At 53.7% G+C, this 17,161-nt stretch carries 19 protein-coding genes; 8 read left to right on the top strand and 11 right to left on the bottom strand.

Annotation, left to right across the window (positions count from 1 at the left end; translation table 11 throughout):
• Positions 1 to 276 precede the first annotated feature (276 nt).
• From sspB to zapE, 5 genes are all read right to left on the bottom strand, one after another.
• Complete coding sequence (gene sspB, locus ACHH0Z_RS14445) at positions 277 to 774, bottom strand: ClpXP protease specificity-enhancing factor (protein ID WP_025912562.1); 498 nt, start codon at positions 772 to 774, stop codon at positions 277 to 279.
• A gap of 5 nt (positions 775 to 779) precedes the next feature.
• Positions 780 to 1,418: a stringent starvation protein SspA gene (gene sspA, locus ACHH0Z_RS14450; protein WP_008502830.1), complete on the bottom strand. Its 639-nt coding sequence runs from the start codon at positions 1,416 to 1,418 to the stop codon at positions 780 to 782.
• 308 nt (positions 1,419 to 1,726) lie between these two features.
• On the bottom strand, positions 1,727 to 2,119 hold the full coding sequence (rpsI, locus tag ACHH0Z_RS14455; protein WP_003860436.1) for a 30S ribosomal protein S9: 393 nt from the start codon (positions 2,117 to 2,119) through the stop codon (positions 1,727 to 1,729).
• A gap of 15 nt (positions 2,120 to 2,134) precedes the next feature.
• Positions 2,135 to 2,563 carry a 50S ribosomal protein L13 gene (rplM, locus tag ACHH0Z_RS14460; protein ID WP_003860434.1) on the bottom strand — a complete coding sequence of 143 codons (429 nt, stop codon included), beginning with the start codon at positions 2,561 to 2,563 and terminating at the stop codon, positions 2,135 to 2,137.
• Positions 2,564 to 2,862: 299 nt separating this feature from the next.
• The gene (gene zapE / locus ACHH0Z_RS14465) at positions 2,863 to 3,987 is read right to left on the bottom strand and encodes a cell division protein ZapE (protein WP_023326179.1); all 1,125 of its coding nucleotides are present in this window, start codon (positions 3,985 to 3,987) and stop codon (positions 2,863 to 2,865) included.
• A gap of 189 nt (positions 3,988 to 4,176) precedes the next feature.
• On the opposite strand from zapE, the gene zapG reads away from it, so the two are divergent.
• From zapG to degS, 3 genes are all read left to right on the top strand, one after another.
• Positions 4,177 to 4,575: a Z-ring associated protein ZapG gene (zapG, locus tag ACHH0Z_RS14470; RefSeq protein ID WP_008502832.1), complete on the top strand. Its 399-nt coding sequence runs from the start codon at positions 4,177 to 4,179 to the stop codon at positions 4,573 to 4,575.
• Between the two features lie 171 nt (positions 4,576 to 4,746).
• On the top strand, positions 4,747 to 6,114 hold the full coding sequence (gene degQ, locus ACHH0Z_RS14475) for a serine endoprotease DegQ (protein ID WP_045407079.1): 1,368 nt from the start codon (positions 4,747 to 4,749) through the stop codon (positions 6,112 to 6,114).
• 91 nt (positions 6,115 to 6,205) lie between these two features.
• Complete coding sequence (degS, locus tag ACHH0Z_RS14480) at positions 6,206 to 7,273, top strand: outer membrane-stress sensor serine endopeptidase DegS (protein ID WP_008502834.1); 1,068 nt, start codon at positions 6,206 to 6,208, stop codon at positions 7,271 to 7,273.
• 56 nt (positions 7,274 to 7,329) lie between these two features.
• Here degS and mdh read toward each other — a convergent pair whose 3' ends face one another.
• On the bottom strand, positions 7,330 to 8,268 hold the full coding sequence (mdh, locus tag ACHH0Z_RS14485) for a malate dehydrogenase (protein ID WP_008502835.1): 939 nt from the start codon (positions 8,266 to 8,268) through the stop codon (positions 7,330 to 7,332).
• Between the two features lie 397 nt (positions 8,269 to 8,665).
• Here mdh and argR point away from each other — a divergent pair, with 397 nt between their 5' ends.
• From argR to yhcN (ACHH0Z_RS14500), 3 genes are all read left to right on the top strand, one after another.
• Positions 8,666 to 9,136 carry a transcriptional regulator ArgR gene (gene argR / locus ACHH0Z_RS14490; protein WP_008502836.1) on the top strand — a complete coding sequence of 157 codons (471 nt, stop codon included), beginning with the start codon at positions 8,666 to 8,668 and terminating at the stop codon, positions 9,134 to 9,136.
• A gap of 373 nt (positions 9,137 to 9,509) precedes the next feature.
• On the top strand, positions 9,510 to 9,773 hold the full coding sequence (gene yhcN, locus ACHH0Z_RS14495; RefSeq protein WP_008502837.1) for a peroxide/acid stress response protein YhcN: 264 nt from the start codon (positions 9,510 to 9,512) through the stop codon (positions 9,771 to 9,773).
• A 110-nt stretch (positions 9,774 to 9,883) separates the two neighbouring features.
• The gene (gene yhcN / locus ACHH0Z_RS14500) at positions 9,884 to 10,150 is read left to right on the top strand and encodes a peroxide/acid stress response protein YhcN (RefSeq protein ID WP_008502838.1); all 267 of its coding nucleotides are present in this window, start codon (positions 9,884 to 9,886) and stop codon (positions 10,148 to 10,150) included.
• Between the two features lie 61 nt (positions 10,151 to 10,211).
• Here yhcN (ACHH0Z_RS14500) and ACHH0Z_RS14505 read toward each other — a convergent pair whose 3' ends face one another.
• The 5 genes from ACHH0Z_RS14505 to aaeX form a co-directional block, all read right to left on the bottom strand.
• Positions 10,212 to 10,484 carry a barstar family protein gene (locus ACHH0Z_RS14505; protein WP_008502839.1) on the bottom strand — a complete coding sequence of 91 codons (273 nt, stop codon included), beginning with the start codon at positions 10,482 to 10,484 and terminating at the stop codon, positions 10,212 to 10,214.
• 45 nt (positions 10,485 to 10,529) lie between these two features.
• Positions 10,530 to 11,984 carry an NAD-dependent succinate-semialdehyde dehydrogenase gene (locus ACHH0Z_RS14510; protein ID WP_023326180.1) on the bottom strand — a complete coding sequence of 485 codons (1,455 nt, stop codon included), beginning with the start codon at positions 11,982 to 11,984 and terminating at the stop codon, positions 10,530 to 10,532.
• A gap of 90 nt (positions 11,985 to 12,074) precedes the next feature.
• Positions 12,075 to 14,042 (bottom strand): p-hydroxybenzoic acid efflux pump subunit AaeB, encoded by a 1,968-nt coding sequence (gene aaeB, locus ACHH0Z_RS14515; protein WP_008502841.1) that lies wholly within the window; start codon positions 14,040 to 14,042, stop codon positions 12,075 to 12,077.
• 5 nt (positions 14,043 to 14,047) lie between these two features.
• A complete protein-coding gene (gene aaeA / locus ACHH0Z_RS14520; protein WP_045409578.1) occupies positions 14,048 to 14,980 on the bottom strand; it encodes a p-hydroxybenzoic acid efflux pump subunit AaeA in 933 nt (310 codons plus the stop codon).
• A 7-nt stretch (positions 14,981 to 14,987) separates the two neighbouring features.
• Entirely contained in the window at positions 14,988 to 15,191 is a 204-nt protein-coding gene (gene aaeX / locus ACHH0Z_RS14525; RefSeq protein ID WP_003860416.1) for a p-hydroxybenzoic acid efflux pump operon protein AaeX, read from the bottom strand.
• A 179-nt stretch (positions 15,192 to 15,370) separates the two neighbouring features.
• On the opposite strand from aaeX, the gene aaeR reads away from it, so the two are divergent.
• Positions 15,371 to 16,297 (top strand): HTH-type transcriptional activator AaeR, encoded by a 927-nt coding sequence (gene aaeR / locus ACHH0Z_RS14530; protein ID WP_008502843.1) that lies wholly within the window; start codon positions 15,371 to 15,373, stop codon positions 16,295 to 16,297.
• Between the two features lie 219 nt (positions 16,298 to 16,516).
• Positions 16,517 to 17,131, top strand: a complete 615-nt coding sequence (locus ACHH0Z_RS14535) for a YagU family protein (RefSeq protein ID WP_023326181.1) — start codon at positions 16,517 to 16,519, stop codon at positions 17,129 to 17,131.
• The last annotated feature ends 30 nt before the right edge of the window (positions 17,132 to 17,161 follow it).

The following is a 17,161-nucleotide window of genomic DNA, read 5'->3' on the forward strand; positions in this document are numbered from 1 at the left end:
TTTCCTTATTTTATTAAGGAATTACCCAATCAAAAAAGAGATCAACATCAAAAAAATAATATTACTCAGAATTTCTCTTTACTTTTCTCATCGTTTTGATATTAGTTCACACCTCATTTATTCATGGGGTTTATAAATCTATTTAATTATTAATCAAGCAATGAAGAAACAAGAGATATAAACAATGCTTATTTAAAAATATTACAACGGTAGATTGATACAGAAATAAAAAAAGCCAGTGATATCACTGGCTTTTTACAAACGGCGCAAGCGGATTTATTTCACAACGCGTAGCGCTGGGCGACCACCGCGCGGAGGCGGATCGTCATCAGGGTCATTGTCATCTTGATGATCGGGTTTGTCGCCATCGATAATTGACATCACCGTGTCGCTTTCACGCTCATCAGATGCATTGTCATCATTCAGGCTGGCAACGTCTTCATCATATGCCGCTTCCGGCTCGAACATGGTACCCGCACCGTTTTCACGCGCGTAGATAGCCAGCACAGCAGCCAGCGGTACGGAAACCTGGCGCGGTACGCCGCCGAAACGCGCGTTGAAGCGCACTTCATCGTTTGCCAGCTCCAGGTTACCCACCGCGCGCGGGGCGATGTTCAGTACAATCTGTCCGTCACGTGCGTATTCCATTGGAACCAGCACGCCCGGCAACGTCACATCCACAACCAGGTGCGGCGTGAGCTGGTTATCCAGCAGCCATTCATAGAAGGCGCGCAGCAGATACGGACGGCGTGGGGTAAGTTGTGACATTTCCACAGTCATTAGCCTCGGCCGAGACGCATTTCACGTTCCGGTTCAGTTAAAGATGCCAGGAAAGAGTCGCGCTCAAAGACGCGAGTCATGTAGCCCTTCAGCTCTTTCGCGCCAGGACCGCTGAACTCTACGCCCAGGATTGGCAGACGCCACAGCAGCGGTGCCAGGTAGCAATCCACCAGGCTGAATTCATCGCTCAGGAAGAAAGGTTTCTGACCAAACACCGGGGCGATTGCCAGCAGCTCTTCACGCAGTTGCTTACGCGCAGCGTCGGCTTCCGCAGCGGATCCGCTGGTGATCACGTTCATCAGCGAATACCAGTCTTTTTCGATACGCTGCATGTACAGGCGGCTTTCACCACGCGCAACAGGGTAAACAGGCATCAGCGGCGGATGCGGGAAACGCTCATCCAGGTATTCCATAATGATACGGGATTCCCACAGGGTCAGCTCGCGATCCACCAGCGTCGGTACGCTTTGGCTCGGGTTGAGATCGATCAGATCCTGAGGCGGGTTATCCTTTTCCACATGCTCGATCTCAAAACTGACACCCTTCTCGGCCAGCACGATACGAACCTGATGGCTATAAATGTCAGTAGGACCAGAAAACAGCGTCATTACCGAACGTTTGTTGGCAGCGACAGCCATGAAAACCTCCAGGTATATTCAGAATTTTTACTGCTACCAGCCCAACAGGGGCCAGCCAGATGTTGTATCGCCCATCCCAGAGAAGACACATTGTTCAAGAATCGAACAAAAATCGAGTATTCACCGATATTTGGGCAGAAAATTGGATGATAGTTTACCAGATTTTGATGGCTTTGTGGTGAGGGGATTCTGGAAATGTGGAAAAAGAGAAGATATATGCATGGATATTGTGGATAACCTGCGCATTATCCATAAAAAAACCCGCCGAAGCGGGTTTTTCGCCAATCGTTCTGCGTAAGCAGAATGGATTAACGTTTGGAGAACTGTGGACGACGACGTGCTTTACGCAGACCCACTTTCTTACGTTCAACCTGACGCGCGTCACGAGTAACGAAGCCAGCTTTACGCAGTTCAGAACGCAGGGATTCGTCGTACTCCATCAGAGCGCGGGTGATACCGTGACGGATCGCACCTGCCTGACCGGAGATACCACCACCTTTAACGGTGATGTACAGATCCAGTTTTTCTACCATATCAACCAGTTCCAGCGGCTGGCGAACTACCATGCGGGCAGTTTCGCGACCGAAGTACTGTTCCAGAGAACGCTGGTTGATTACGATTTTACCACTGCCCGGTTTGATGAAAACGCGAGCTGCGGAACTTTTGCGGCGACCAGTGCCGTAGTATTGATTTTCAGCCATTGCCTATAATCCCGATTAGATGTCAAGAACTTGCGGTTGCTGTGCCGCGTGGTTGTGCTCGTTGCCTGCGTAAACTTTCAGTTTACGGAACATAGCACGACCCAGCGGGCCTTTTGGCAGCATGCCTTTAACCGCGATTTCAATCACACGCTCAGGACGGCGAGCAATCATCTCTTCAAAGGTCGCTTCTTTGATACCACCGATGTGGCCGGTGTGGTGGTAGTACATTTTGTCAGTACGCTTGTTGCCGGTAACAGCAACTTTGTCAGCGTTCAGAACGATGATGTAATCACCGGTATCAACGTGCGGAGTGTATTCCGCTTTGTGCTTACCGCGCAGGCGACGAGCCAGTTCAGTAGCCAGACGGCCCAGAGTTTTACCGGTCGCGTCAACAACATACCAGTCGCGCTGTACGGTTTCTGGTTTAGCTGTAAAAGTTTTCATTAAAAGCTTACCCAAATAATAAGTTACACGTTGGTGAACACCCAAACGTTTAGTCAGTTGAGGTTCACACGACAAAGTCCGGCAAACCTACCCCTTCGAATAGCACATGCCGACACATAGAAAGTTTCGGGAAAAAAACCTTCTCGTAACGTGGGGTCGCAAGATTATAGAGAAGTTGAGGTCAAAGATCGACCCTTAAATGTGATTCAAATTGGGTTTTTCGAGGCGGTGGAAAATGCCGGGTGGCGGCTGCGCCTTACCCGGCCGACAAGTCCCCCTTCACAGGGAGAGGGTGGCGTTTATGGCATATGCTCCAGCTTCAGGTATTCCTCGCTCTGCATCTCCTGCAGGCGAGACAGGCAGCGCTGGAACTCAAACTTTAGCCGCTCTCCCTGGTAGATCTCATATAAAGGAACCTCGGCGCTAATCACCAGCTTGACGTGGCGCTCGTAAAACTCGTCCACCATCGCGATGAAGCGCCGCGCCTCGCTCTCCATCAGTCGCGTCATCACCGGCACATCCAGCACCATCACGGTGTGGAACAGACGTGAAAGCGCAATGTAGTCGTGCTGGCTGCGGGCATCAACGCACAGCGTCGTAAAGGAGACCGCCAGCGTTTGGTTTTCAACGCCGAGCGTTGGCAGCGGGCGATGGTTAATCTCGAGTTCCGGGGCGTGCTCGCGTTTTGCCCCCGCCAGCGCCAGCCAGAGTTTATCCATCTCGCGGGTGGTCTTCGCATTTAACGGCGAGAGCCACAGGTGCGCCTGGGTTAAGGTGCGCAGGCGATAATCGACACCGGCATCAACGTTCATAATGTCACAATGCTGCTTAATGGCGTCGATGGCAGGCAGGAAGCGTGCCCGCTGCAGGCCGTTGCGGTAAAGCTCATCCGGCGGAATATTCGACGTGGCCACCAGCGTGATCCCGCGGGCAAAAAGCGCTTTCATCAGGCCGCCTAACAGCATGGCATCGGTGATGTCAGACACAAAAAATTCATCGAAGCAGAGCACGTCCGTTTCTGCCTTGAACCTGTCGGCCACAATCTCCAGCGGATCGCTTTTACCCTGCAGCGCAGTCAGCTCTTCATGCACACGCAGCATAAAGCGGTGGAAGTGCAGACGCTGTTTACGCGCCCCCGGCAGGCTCTGGTAGAACATGTCCATCAGCCAGGTTTTTCCGCGACCGACCCCGCCCCACATATAAAGACCGCGCACCGGCGCGTGGGCCTGTGGCGCTTTTTTTCCGAGCAACCGTCCAAATGCCGCCTTTAGCCCACCATTCTGTTCGGTTTCAGCGGGTTTGGCCGTGAGTTCCTGATAAATCATCTCCAGACGACTTACCGCCTCACGCTGTACGTCATCCGGCTGATGAGTGCCCTCGTTTAGGGCCAGTTGATATCGCGATGCAGGGGACAGGTTTTGCATAATCTTATTGTTATTCCTTCAATTAACGCTCACCAGCAGACGTGACTGATGAAAAAAAGGCCGTTCTACACTACGCGATGATACGTCAGGATTCCACTTCTACGGAAATAGCGGTTATAGTGGCATTATCAGGCACAGGCAGGAGCCGAGCCAACACCCTACGGAACAACAAGACAACGGGAGAAGTTCATGACCTGGGAATATGCGCTAATCGGTTTAGTCGTCGGCATCGTCATCGGTGCTGTGGCCATGCGTTTCGGTAATCGCAAATTGCGTCAGCAGCAGTCACTGCAGTACGAACTGGAAAAGAACAAAGCCGAGCTGGAAGAGTATCGTGAAGAGCTGGTCAGCCATTTTGCTCGTAGCGCCGAGCTGCTGGACAACATGGCGACCGACTATCGTCAGCTGTATCAGCATATGGCAAAAAGCTCCAGCAGCCTGCTGCCGGAAATGACGGCGGAAACCAATCCGTTCCGCAACCGTCTGGCAGACTCTGAAGCCGGTAACGACCAGGCGCCTGTTCAGATGCCTCGCGACTATTCAGACGGCGCGTCCGGCCTGCTGCGCGGCGGTGTAAAACGCGATTAATCGCACAACCTGAATTTATTTTACGGGCGCAGCGATTGCGCCCGTCCTTTCTTCCTGACCCCAGCTATCATTTAGTTAAACACCTCATTGTTCAGCGGTTTAAAATTCAATAACATCAACGTGTTTTTGGGGCCGTTTTTCCTTTATTCCAGGTTACGAGAGTCAACATCGATGAAGAAAAAAAACCAGCTGTTGAGCGCTATCGCGTTAAGTGTCGGGTTATCTCTCTCGGCGTCCGTCCCTGTATTTGCCGCCCTTCCCTCCCAGGTGCCTGGCCAGGCGGCCATTCCAAGCCTCGCACCCATGCTGGAAAAAGTGTTGCCTGCGGTGGTCAGCGTTCAGGTTGAGGGCACTGCGGTACAAAGCCAACGCGTCCCTGAAGAACTGAAAAAATATTTTGGCGATGAGTCTCCCGACCAGCAGGCCCAGCCTTTTGAAGGCCTGGGTTCCGGCGTCATTATTGATGCGGCAAAAGGCTACATTCTGACTAACAATCATGTCATCAGCCAGGCCGATAAAATCAGCGTCCAGCTAAACGATGGCCGCGAATTTGATGCCAAACTGATTGGCGGTGATGACCAGAGCGACATTGCGCTGTTGCAGGTACAAAACCCGAGTAACCTGACCCAGATTGCCATCGCGGACTCCGACAAACTGCGCGTCGGTGATTTTGCCGTCGCCGTGGGCAACCCCTTTGGCTTAGGGCAAACCGCCACATCCGGGATCGTCTCCGCGCTGGGACGCAGCGGCCTCAATCTGGAAGGGCTGGAAAACTTTATCCAGACCGATGCCTCAATCAACCGTGGGAACTCCGGCGGGGCATTGCTTAACCTTAACGGTGAGCTGATTGGGATCAACACAGCCATTCTGGCCCCGGGTGGCGGCAGCATCGGGATCGGTTTTGCGATTCCCAGCAATATGGCCAAAACCCTGGCGCAGCAGCTCATTCAGTTCGGCGAAATCAAACGCGGGCTGCTGGGTATTAAAGGTATGGAGATGAGCGCCGATATCGCCAAAGTATTCAACATCAACGTACAGCGCGGGGCGTTTGTCAGTGAAGTGCTGCCTAACTCCGGCTCGGCAAAAGCAGGCATCAAATCGGGCGATGTGATCGTCAGCCTCAACGACAAGCCGCTGAGCAGCTTTGCCGAGCTGCGCTCGCGGATAGCGACCACCGAACCCGGCGCCAAAGTGAAGCTGGGTCTGATCCGTGACGGTAAGCCGCTGGACGTTGAAGTGACGCTGGATAAGAGCACCTCCTCCTCTGCCAGTGCGGAGCTGATCGCCCCGGCGCTGCAGGGTGCGACGCTGAGCGATGGACAGCTGAAAGACGGTACGAAAGGCATTCGCATCGACACCGTTGAGAAGAGCAGCCCTGCCGCACAGGCCGGATTGCATCAGGAAGATGTGATCATTGGGGTAAACCGCAATCGCGTGCAGTCCATTGCCGAACTGCGCAAGGTGATGGAGAGTAAACCGGCGGTTATTGCCCTGCAGGTCATGCGCGGCAATGAGTCTATCTATATTCTGTTGCGCTAAGCATTTGCGACCCGGACATCACCGCTGCGTGTGATGTCCGGATAACTCATGTTATGCTGCAAATCGTTCCTTTTTTAACGACACGCGCATCATGCTTTTAAAGCTCTTACGTTCTATTGTCATCGGTTTGATTGTCGCTGGCCTGCTGCTGCTGGCGCTGCCGTCTTTACGTCAGTTCAATAAACTGTCGGCCCCTCAGTTCGATAGCACGGATGAAACGCCGGCCACCTATAACCAGGCCGTTCGCCGTGCCGCACCTGCCGTAGTTAACGTCTATAACCGTGGCCTGAATACCTCAGCCCACAACCAGCTGGAGATCCGCACTCTCGGCTCCGGGGTAATCATGGACGAGCGCGGCTACATTATTACCAACAAGCACGTGATAAACGATGCCGACCAGATCATCGTCGCCCTACAGGATGGCCGCGTGTTTGAGGCATTACTCGTTGGCTCTGACAGCCTGACTGACCTTGCCGTCCTGAAGATTAACGCCACGGGCGGTTTGCCGGTCATCCCGATCAACCGTAAACGTACCCCGCATATTGGTGACGTCGTCCTGGCGATTGGTAACCCTTACAACCTGGGCCAGACCATCACCCAGGGGATTATCAGCGCGACCGGGCGTATTGGCCTCAACCCATCCGGACGGCAGAACTTCCTGCAAACCGATGCCTCCATCAACCACGGTAACTCCGGCGGTGCGCTGGTCAACTCGCTGGGCGAACTGATGGGCATCAACACCCTCTCGTTCGATAAGAGTAACGACGGCGAGACGCCGGAAGGCATCGGCTTTGCCATTCCGTTCCAACTGGCGACCAAAATTATGGATAAGCTGATCCGCGACGGACGCGTGATCCGCGGCTATATCGGTATCGGTGGCCGTGAAATTGCGCCGATGCATACCCAGGGTGGCGGGATCGATCAGATCCAGGGCATCGTGGTGAACGAGGTGGCGCCAGGGGGTCCGGCGGCCAACGCGGGGATTCAGGTCAATGACGTCATTGTGTCGGTTAACGGCACACCGGCGGTTTCTGCGCTGGAGACGATGGATCAGGTGGCAGAAATTCGCCCGGGCTCTATCATCCCTGTTGAAGTCATGCGCAACGATAAGAAACTGACGCTGCAGGTCACCATTCAGGAATACCCGGCAACGAACTGACAGGCATAAAAAAACGGAGCGATAAGCTCCGTTTTTTTGCCGGGAGACGGTTCGTATTACTTGTTAACGAACTCTTCACCCAGGGTGATATCTTTCTTCAGCGTATCCAGCATGCCTTCCATCGCGTGTTGTTCAAACGCGCTCAGCGTACCAATGGATTTACGCTCTTCGATACCATTTTTGCCCAGCAGCAGCGGCTGAGAGAAGAAGCGAGCGTGTTCGCCATCGCCTTCAACGTAAGCGCATTCAACAACGCCTTTCTCGCCCTGCAGAGCGCGAACCAGCGACAGACCGAAACGTGCAGCCGCCTGGCCCATAGACAGGGTTGCAGAACCGCCACCCGCCTTCGCTTCCACCACTTCGGTGCCCGCGTTCTGGATGCGTTTAGTCAGGTCAGCCACTTCCTGCTCGGTGAAGCTCACGCCTGGGATCTGCGACAGCAGAGGCAGGATGGTAACGCCAGAGTGACCGCCGATGACCGGCACTTCCACTTCTGTAGGCTGTTTGCCCTTCAGCTCAGCAACAAAGGTGTTGGAGCGAATAATATCCAGCGTGGTTACGCCGAACAGTTTGTTTTTGTCGTAAACACCTGCTTTCTTCAGCACTTCTGCCGCGATAGCAACGGTGGTGTTCACCGGGTTAGTGATGATACCGATGCACGCTTTCGGGCACACTTCAGCAATCTGCTGCACCAGGTTTTTCACGATGCCCGCGTTGACGTTGAACAGGTCTGAACGATCCATGCCTGGCTTACGCGCCACGCCTGCAGAAATCAGCACCACGTCGGCACCCTGCAGAGCAGGACGCGCATCTTCACCGGAGAAGCCTTTGATTTTTACAGCAGTTGGGATGTGGCTCAGGTCAACCGCCACACCTGGGGTTACCGGAGCAATATCGTACAGGGAGAGTTCTGAGCCTGAAGGCAGTTGGGTTTTCAGTAGTAGGGCAAGCGCCTGGCCGATACCACCAGCAGCGCCGAGGACTGCGACTTTCATCCTAAACTCCTTATTATGGTTAACTTAAGTATCTGTAAATCCGTTGCGGCGACCATAATTCAGCAAGTGTTTAATTACAATTTTCGTAGCTAAAGAATTTGAGGTCGCGCGACTTTATCTCTCTTCAGAAGGCTATCTGACGACAGACGGCAACGAATTAAGAGGTGGTTACAATACACCCTGCCCCGCCACCAAAACAACATCATTTTGATAACATTTAATTTACTTTTAAGCTTATTTGCGCGGCGTGACCCAGGCATGTTTTCTGATAACGAATTCTGATAAAATCACTCCCTTTCATAACATTATTTCAGCCTCGCGCTGAGTAGATAATTTGCATAAAAATTCATCCACATGCATAATAATGTTGTTTCTATCGTCATATTCCGGGTGACTTATGCGAAGCTCGTCTAAGCAAGAAGAATTAGTAAAGGCGTTTAAAGCGCTACTTAAAGAAGAGAAATTCAGTTCTCAGGGAGAAATTGTTCAGGCGCTGCAGGAACAGGGCTTCGACAACATCAATCAGTCGAAGGTCTCCCGCATGTTAACGAAATTTGGCGCGGTACGTACCCGTAACGCCAAGATGGAGATGGTCTATTGCCTGCCGGCTGAACTTGGCGTGCCGACCACCTCCAGCCCGCTCAAGAATCTGGTTCTGGATATCGACTACAACGATGCCGTTGTGGTGATCCACACAAGCCCAGGTGCCGCACAGCTGATTGCCCGCATGCTGGACTCATTGGGTAAAACGGAAGGTATCCTCGGGACTATCGCCGGTGATGACACCATCTTTACCACGCCAGCCAGCGGTTTCTCCGTTAAAGATCTCCACGAAGCGATTCTGGTTCTGTTCGAACAGGAACTCTAATCCCCTTTCCCCGTAGCGCCGCTGCGGGGATCGTTCTGCCTCCACACCGTTTCCCCCTCTTTTTCACTGCCTCTGCCTTTGACAAATAGTGCTTTTTACCACCCATTAACATTCATCAGGTGAATGCTAAATCAAAAAATCGCACAAAAAATCAAAAGCTGATATCCATATGATTTCATTAGATATAACCAACTAAAATGTGCAAAAAACACCCAATATTATGCAATTTGGTTATAAAAAAGACTGGTTAACACGTAATAACAATAGAAACCATTAGTCTGGTATTAATTTTTTCCGTTATTAGTGTATACTTGATTTTGTGATGAGGGTCACGAAACAAGACCCCATTAAAAAATTCGACGAGGTAAAAATCATGAAAATCAAATCAACTGTAGCGGCGCTGAGCGTCCTGTCTGTCCTGTCATTCGGTGCCTTCGCGGCTGACGCTATCAATGCTGACCAGGCGCAATCCCGCCAGGCCATCGGTACGGTTTCTGTCGGCGCGGTCGGCACATCGCCAATGGACATGCATGAGATGCTGAACAAAAAAGCGGAAGAAAAGGGTGCGTCATCCTATCGCATCATCGAAGCGCGCTCTGGTGCACACTGGCACGCCACCGCTGAGCTGTACAAATAAGTTTGAGCAATAACTGAACACGTAAATCTCCACTCAACGGCACCAGGCATAAAAATAGCTTTTCAACCCTTCTCGCCGTTGAGCAAAAACCCTATTCAGGAGTAAAGACTATGAAAACCAAATTGATCATCGCAACCCTCGGTCTGGCATCTGTTCTCTCTTTCGGCGCAAGCGCAGCCGTACAGCAGGTGAATGCCGACCAGGCACAAAATCTGCAGCCTATGGGCAGCATCTCCGTGACGTCTGTTACCGGCTCTCCGATGGATATCCGTCACGAACTGGCTGCCAAAGCTGAAAAAGCAGGTGCCAGCAGCTATCGCGTCACCGAACTGAATCAGGGTGACCACTGGCATGCAACTGCAGAACTGTATAAATAAACCCTCGTCGTATCTCATCATACGACTTGCCCCTGGCCTGATGGTCAGGGGCTTTTTTCATTCAGTGCCGCGCGTTAAAACGCAGCTGCCCTTCCAGCTCTTCTTCCGCTTCATCGAACAGTAATATCAGTGCGCCAAAACGTCTGCGCAGCTTATCGGGCAAATGGATGAACTCAATTTCCAGCGGTAGCGGCAGCAGGCTACCGGTCACCACGTCCCACAGCGTATCCAGATTCGTCACGCTTTCCCGTTCAAGATCAAACACCCGGATAAATTCACGGTAGAAGTCTTCCTGACTGTCGATCTCGTCAAAATCAAAGGTATAGGTTTTCATTGCCAGCCACCCAGTCCAGGCGAGCGGCAGATGCCGCCCTGTCTATTATAATCCCCCAATGTGAAGGGTTTTCACTTCAAGATACTCTTCCAGGCCCAGCACGGAGCCCTCACGACCCAGGCCTGACTCTTTTACGCCGCCAAAGGGCCCCAGCTCCGTGGAGACGGCACACTCGTTAATACCAATCATCCCGCTCTCGATCGCCTGCGAAACGCGGAAAACACGTGAGAGATTCTGGGTATAGAAGTAAGCCGCCAGACCGTAGGGTGTGTTGTTGGCACGCTGGATCACTTCATCTTCCGAGGTGAAACGGAAACACGCCGCAACCGGGCCAAATGTCTCTTCTTCTGCCAGCTTCATGCCTTCATGGCAGTCGCCCAGCACGGTTGGCATCCAGAAATTCCCGCCAAGCGGATGGGGCTTACCCCCTGCCAGTACGGTTGCCCCCCGTGAGACGGCATCGTCGACATGCTCACGCACCTTGTCGACCGCAGCAGATTCAATCAGCGGCCCGACAACAACGCCCTCGTCAAGGCCATTCCCCACCTTGAGCGCCTTCACGGCATCGGCAAGTTTATTCACAAACTTGTCGTAGACGGTTTCCTGAATATAAAAACGGTTCACGCTGACGCAGACCTGCCCGGCATTGCGGAACTTGTTGGCAATCGCCCCCTTCACCGCCGCGTCGATATCTGCATCCTCAAAAACGATATACGGGGCATTTCCCCCCAGCTCCATCGAGACTTTTTTCATGGTTTCGGCAGCATTACGCACCAGCGTTTTGCCGACGGAGGTCGAGCCGGTAAAGGAGATTTTACGCACGTCTCGGCTTGCCATAATCGCATCGCTGATTTCATGGGTATTCCCGGCCACGGCGTTGAGCACGCCGTCGGGTACGCCGGCCTGTTTTGCCAGGGTGAGCAGCGCAAAGGCACTGAGCGGCGTGTTATTGGCCGGTTTGATCACTCCGGTGCACCCCGCAGCCAGCGCCGGGCCTAATTTGCGGGTGAGCATGGCCATTGGGAAGTTCCACGGCGTTATCGCCGCCACCACGCCTATGGGTTCGCGGGTCGCCAGAATGCGCGAGCCGGGTTTGATCGGCGGAATAATTTCCCCGTTGGCGCGCTTGGCCTCTTCGGCAAACCACTGGATAAAGCTGGCAGCGTACTCCACCTCACCTTCCGCTTCTTTCAGCGGCTTGCCCTGCTCGGTGGTCATTAGCTGCCCGAGCCAGCTTTTATTCTCAATAATCAGTTCGTACCAGCGATAAAGAATCGCCGAGCGCTCTTTCGCGGTTTTGGCACGCCAGGCCGGGAAGGCTTTGGTGGCCGCTGCGATAGCCTCTTCGGTTTGTGTTTTACCCGCTTTCGCGACTTTCGCGATGACTTCCCCGGTAGCGGGGTTAAGCACATCGAAGGTCGTGTCCAGCGTTTTCCAGATCCCGTTGACCAGATAACCGGTCTGAAAAAGGATGTGATCCTGAAGCGCCTGGGTCGTCATGTGTCCTCCCTTCCTGAAATGTAAGAACGTGCTGGAATAAGTATAGCCACAAAAAAACCGACGCTTTTGGCGTCGGTTTTTTTACTTCAGTCAGCTATCCGTGAGGGCATTCTGGTAGCGATGCAGCATCAACACCAGCCGTCCTACCGGCTCGGTCACCTGAGGCGGCGCTTCCCAGGTTTTAAGCTTCTCCTGGTAAATATCAAGCTCTGCAAGCAGCTGCGTAAAGTAGCGGCGTCGTTTGTCATCACTGCTGGCGGAAAGCACGTGGTCCGCGGTACGACGCAGCTGGCGGTGCCAGGCCGACAGATCGTCGTTGATCGGCACCGGCGCATTGCGCAGACGCTGGTGTGCAATGATCATGGTCAGCGCCAGGCGGAACTTGGCGATGTCGCCCGGGAACTTGTTCAGCAGTAAAAACAGCTGCTGGTAGAGCGCGGGCAGGTGGTTCTCTTTACGACGCGCGGTGTTGGTTGTCATCGACGACACGGCGGCCGACACAAACTGGTTCAACAGCACGCGGCCCGTTCTTGCCTGCGAATTATCGCGGACCAGCAGAATCACCATCATCGCCAGGAAACAGCCCACCAGCTGACCTAACGCGCTGTCGAGGAACTGGCTGAAATGGAAGGTCATCGGGTTATCCAGCACGATGATATTAATCGTACTCGCCAACGCCCCCAGCGATCCCAGACGCCGCTTTTGCACTTCTATACCGATAAAGAACGCCATCACTGCCAGGCTAATACAGAGCAGCAGCATGCTCTGCTGCGTCGACGGGATGATGACCAGAAAATAGAGCGCGCCGATCGGCAGGGCGGCAAGGGTGCCGTACAGGAAATCGATGGCGACCATACGCGGGTTAGGCAGACGCATCGCCAGTGCGGTCACGACGGCAATCATCACCATCGCGCCGCTGCCAGACGTCCAGCCCGTCCACAGCCAGAACAGCGTGCCGAGCATACAGGCAAGCGTCGTACGCCAGAAGTTGACCATCGCGTGATGGCGCTCGGCGGATTCCGGCTTGATCACCACTTCGCCCTGCAGTACCTCTTCTTCCGCCGCGCTGATTTTGGTATTCCCGATCACGCCGCGTTTCAGCAGCAGGTAGCGCGTCGCGGCGCCGACCCAGGTGTAGATCGTTACCGGCGTGTCACGTTCCCCTGTCCAGGCAATAACCCTGCGCATACGCTTAAGCTGCTTGTGCACGTCCTGCACCGTTTCCACTGGCTCAGCGAACAGTTCGCGGAACGTATCGGTGACCACTTCCGGGCGCGTGTTCTGAATCAGGTAGGTTTCACATGCCTGGGTAATCAGCGTTAACGAGACCGTATTAAGGGCTTTCAGACGACGGTTAGCGCGAGCCCAGCGTGACGACTCCATATTGAGATTGCTGCGCATCCCTTCCAGCGCCTGCGTGCGGCGAACCAGCCCGCTCCAGGCTTTATCCACCTCTTCGCTATCGCCGTGCTTAATGCAGAGCTGCATCAGCTGGTACTGGGCGACAATCAGCGCATCAAGCTCACGGTCGACTTCCTGCTTGATGGAGCGCGGGGAGAACAGCAGGTCCGCGACAATTGCACTCACGATACCAATGACAATCTCACTGCATCGCTCCACCGCAAACTGCGGAGCCAGCAGCGGCTCGGACTGGATGGTGATGATAATAATCAGCGCGGTATAGCCCGCCAGACCCCAGGCATAGGAGTTCTCCACTTTCACCAGGGATGAGATCCAGGTGCAGAAGCCCGCCCAGATACAGCACACCATCAGCATCAGCAGCGGCGTGCGGATCATCAGGATAATAATGGTGAGCGCCGCGATACAGCCGATGAACGTCCCGATGATACGCAGCATTCCGCGATAGCGGATCGCGCCTGAATAGGGTTCCCCACCCGCGGCAAAGGCGGGACCCGCCGCGACAATCGCGGCCGTCAGCACTGCCCAGCGCGGGGTTTCAAGCTGGAAGTGAAAGCCAACAAACAGCGCCAGCACAATGGCACACGCCAGCTTCACGGCGAAGCGAATGTGCTGGCTGGCGATGGAAAAGATGCCCATAGCGATTAACCAAACTCGCGCAGACGGTGGGCGATTTTACGGAAGAACGAGTCCTGGCTGGCATCCCGATCTTTTTCACCAGTAATCACCACCGTCGCCGTGGTACCGGCAGGCCACAGATTGCCCTGCTGTTCGTCCAGGTGGATACGGACCGGCACGCGCTGGGCCAGACGCACCCACTCGAGGTTGGAATCCACCGTTGCCATCCCTTTTGCATCACGCGAACTGCTGGAGTTGGTGACCCCTGCGGCGACGCTGTCGACGGTACCTTTAAAGACGCGGTTGCTGCCCAGCGGCGTGATTTCTGCCCGATAGCCGGGACGTACGCCTTCCAGCTTGGTCTCTTCCATATAGGCGAGTACATAGAAAGAGTTCTGTTTCACCAGCGCCACGGCGGTTGAGCCACGGGTAATGAATTCCCCGGCATAGACGTTAAGGTTGGTCACCCAGCCATCAGACGGCGCGCGGATCACGGTACGCTCCAGATCGAGCTTCGCCAGATCGCTCGTTGCTTCTGCTTTCGCCAGCTGGTGCAGCACGGTTTGCAGCACGTTGTTGGACTGGTCAATCTCTTCACGGGACATTGCCTGAACGCCAAGCTGATTACGGCGGCCCGCCTCACGGCGTTTCTCCGCAGCCAGCGCCTGGTAATAGGCCACGTCCGCTTCCGCCTCTTCCAGCGCTTTCTGGTATCGAGGCTGGTCGATGGTGAACAGAACCTGATCTTTTTTCACCAGCTGGTTATCGTGAACGTTAACCGCCGTGATAAGACCGGCCACGTCAGGGGCGATGGCCACCACATCGGCGCTGAAGCGTGCATCACGCGTCCACGGTGATTCGGTGTAATAGACCCAGGCGCGGAAAATGGCAATGAAGGCGAGGATAACCAGCGCCATGGTGATGGCAGTGCGGGAGATTTTTCTTGTTAGCGTTTTCACATCAACCTCAGACAAACATGCGCGATATCAGGTAAAACAGGCAGCAATACAGCGCGGTATTGAACAATGCAGGGTGCCAGACGAAATCGTAGATCCCGGTAGGGACCAGCACCTTGCGCACCAGCCAGAAGATCGCCAGTGATAAAAGAAGCTCGAAAAATATCGGTGGGAACGACAGACCGAACACCACGATAACGGGAAACAGACTCATGTTGACCTTGATAAGAGAGAGTGCAGGCTTCAGAATTTTTTAGCGCACGCCACCGCAGGAGAGCAAGAAACGCCGGGCGAGAATGGCGCAGCCGTTATGTAATTAATAATATATTAACGTAACTGTTATGCTGTTATCTATAATATGTGATCTAAATCACTTTTAAGCCAGAGTGAACAATGGAACGTTTAAAACGCATGTCAGTCTTCGCCAAAGTGGTTGAACTGGGCTCCTTTACCGCCGCTGCACGCCAGCTTCAGATGAGCGTCTCCTCTATCAGCCAGACGGTGTCCAAACTGGAAGATGAGCTTCAGGTCAAGCTGCTCAACCGCAGTACCCGCAGCATTGGCCTGACGGAAGCGGGTAAAATTTACTATCAGGGCTGTCGTCGCATGCTTCTGGAAGTGCGGGATGTTCACGAACAGCTCTACGCCTTCAACAACACCCCCATCGGCACGCTGCGCATCGGGTGTTCTTCAACTATGGCACAAAATGTTCTCGCTGCCATGACGGCGGATATGCTGAAAGAGTACCCCGGGCTTACCGTCAATCTGGTGACGGGTATCCCGGCGCCGGATCTGATTGCCGACGGCCTGGACGTGGTGATCCGCGTCGGCGCGCTGCAGGATTCCAGCCTGTTCTCGCGTCGGCTGGGCAGCATGCCGATGGTCGTCTGCGCTTCGAAGAGCTATCTGGCCCAGTACGGTGTGCCGGAGAAACCCGCCGATCTCACCAACCACTCGTGGCTGGAGTACAGCGTGCGGCCCGACAATGAATTTGAGCTGATTGCCCCGGAAGGGATCTCCACCAAACTGCTGCCGGAGGGGCGGTTTGTCACTAACGACCCCATGACCATTTCGCGCTGGCTGGTGGCTGGCGCCGGGATCGCCTACGTGCCGCTGATGTGGGTGATCAACGAAATTAACAGCGGCGTGCTGGAGATCCTCTTCCCGCGCTACCAATCCGATCCGCGTCCGGTGTACGCCCTGTATACCGAAAAAGACAAGCTCCCGCTGAAAGTCCAGGTGTGTATTAACTATCTGACCGAGTATTTTGTGGACGTGGCGGAGCTGTTTCAGGGGATGCGGGGAAGACGAAAGGAATAATCCATTTATTCCTGAACGTATAGGACCGATGAATATTCCCAGGATGAATCCCGTATTCATTCAGGAATATTCCTTCGCCACTATCAGGAATAGCTAATTGACACTACCGCCATCAGCCCATTACTTTATATGCAGTCTGCTCGTCAGACTGTTATTAATTTGTTGCTGATATGAATAATAAAATGTATTTCGCAGGATGACGTTAAACAAGGAAAAGAAATGAATCTATTTGAACAAACACCGCCTTCACGCAGGCGCTATGGACTCGCCGCGTTCATCGGTTTAATTGCAGGGATCGTCTCCGCTTTTGTCAAATGGGGAGCCGAAGTGCCGCTTCCGCCACGTAGCCCTGCCGACTTATTCACCGGCGCATGCGGACCTGAGCACTTAATAAGAGCCGCAGGTCAGATCGACTGCTCCCGCAATTTTTTAAACCCTCCCTATGTATTTTTACGTGACTGGCTTGGCGTTGTCGATCCTAACGCAGCAGTTTATACATTTGCCGGACATATATTTAACTGGGTCGGCGTAACGCATATTATTTTCTCCATCGTCTTCGCTGTTGGCTACTGTATCGTGGCTGAAGTCTTCCCGAAAATTAAACTCTGGCAGGGTTTGCTGGCGGGTGCGTTAGCTCAGCTCTTTGTGCATATGATCTCCTTCCCGCTGATGGGGCTTACGCCGCCGCTGTTTGAGCTGCCGTGGTATGAACACGTGTCAGAGATCGTGGGCCATCTGGTCTGGTTCTGGTCGATCGAAATTATTCGTCGTGACTTGCGTAACCGCATCACACACGAGCCGGATCCGGAGATACCGCTGGGTAACTTACGTTAAAAAAAAGGCGCTACATCTGTAGCGCCTTTT

The organism is Enterobacter cloacae complex sp. 2024EL-00227, from assembly GCF_043945315.1.
Classification (GTDB): domain Bacteria; phylum Pseudomonadota; class Gammaproteobacteria; order Enterobacterales; family Enterobacteriaceae; genus Enterobacter; species Enterobacter roggenkampii.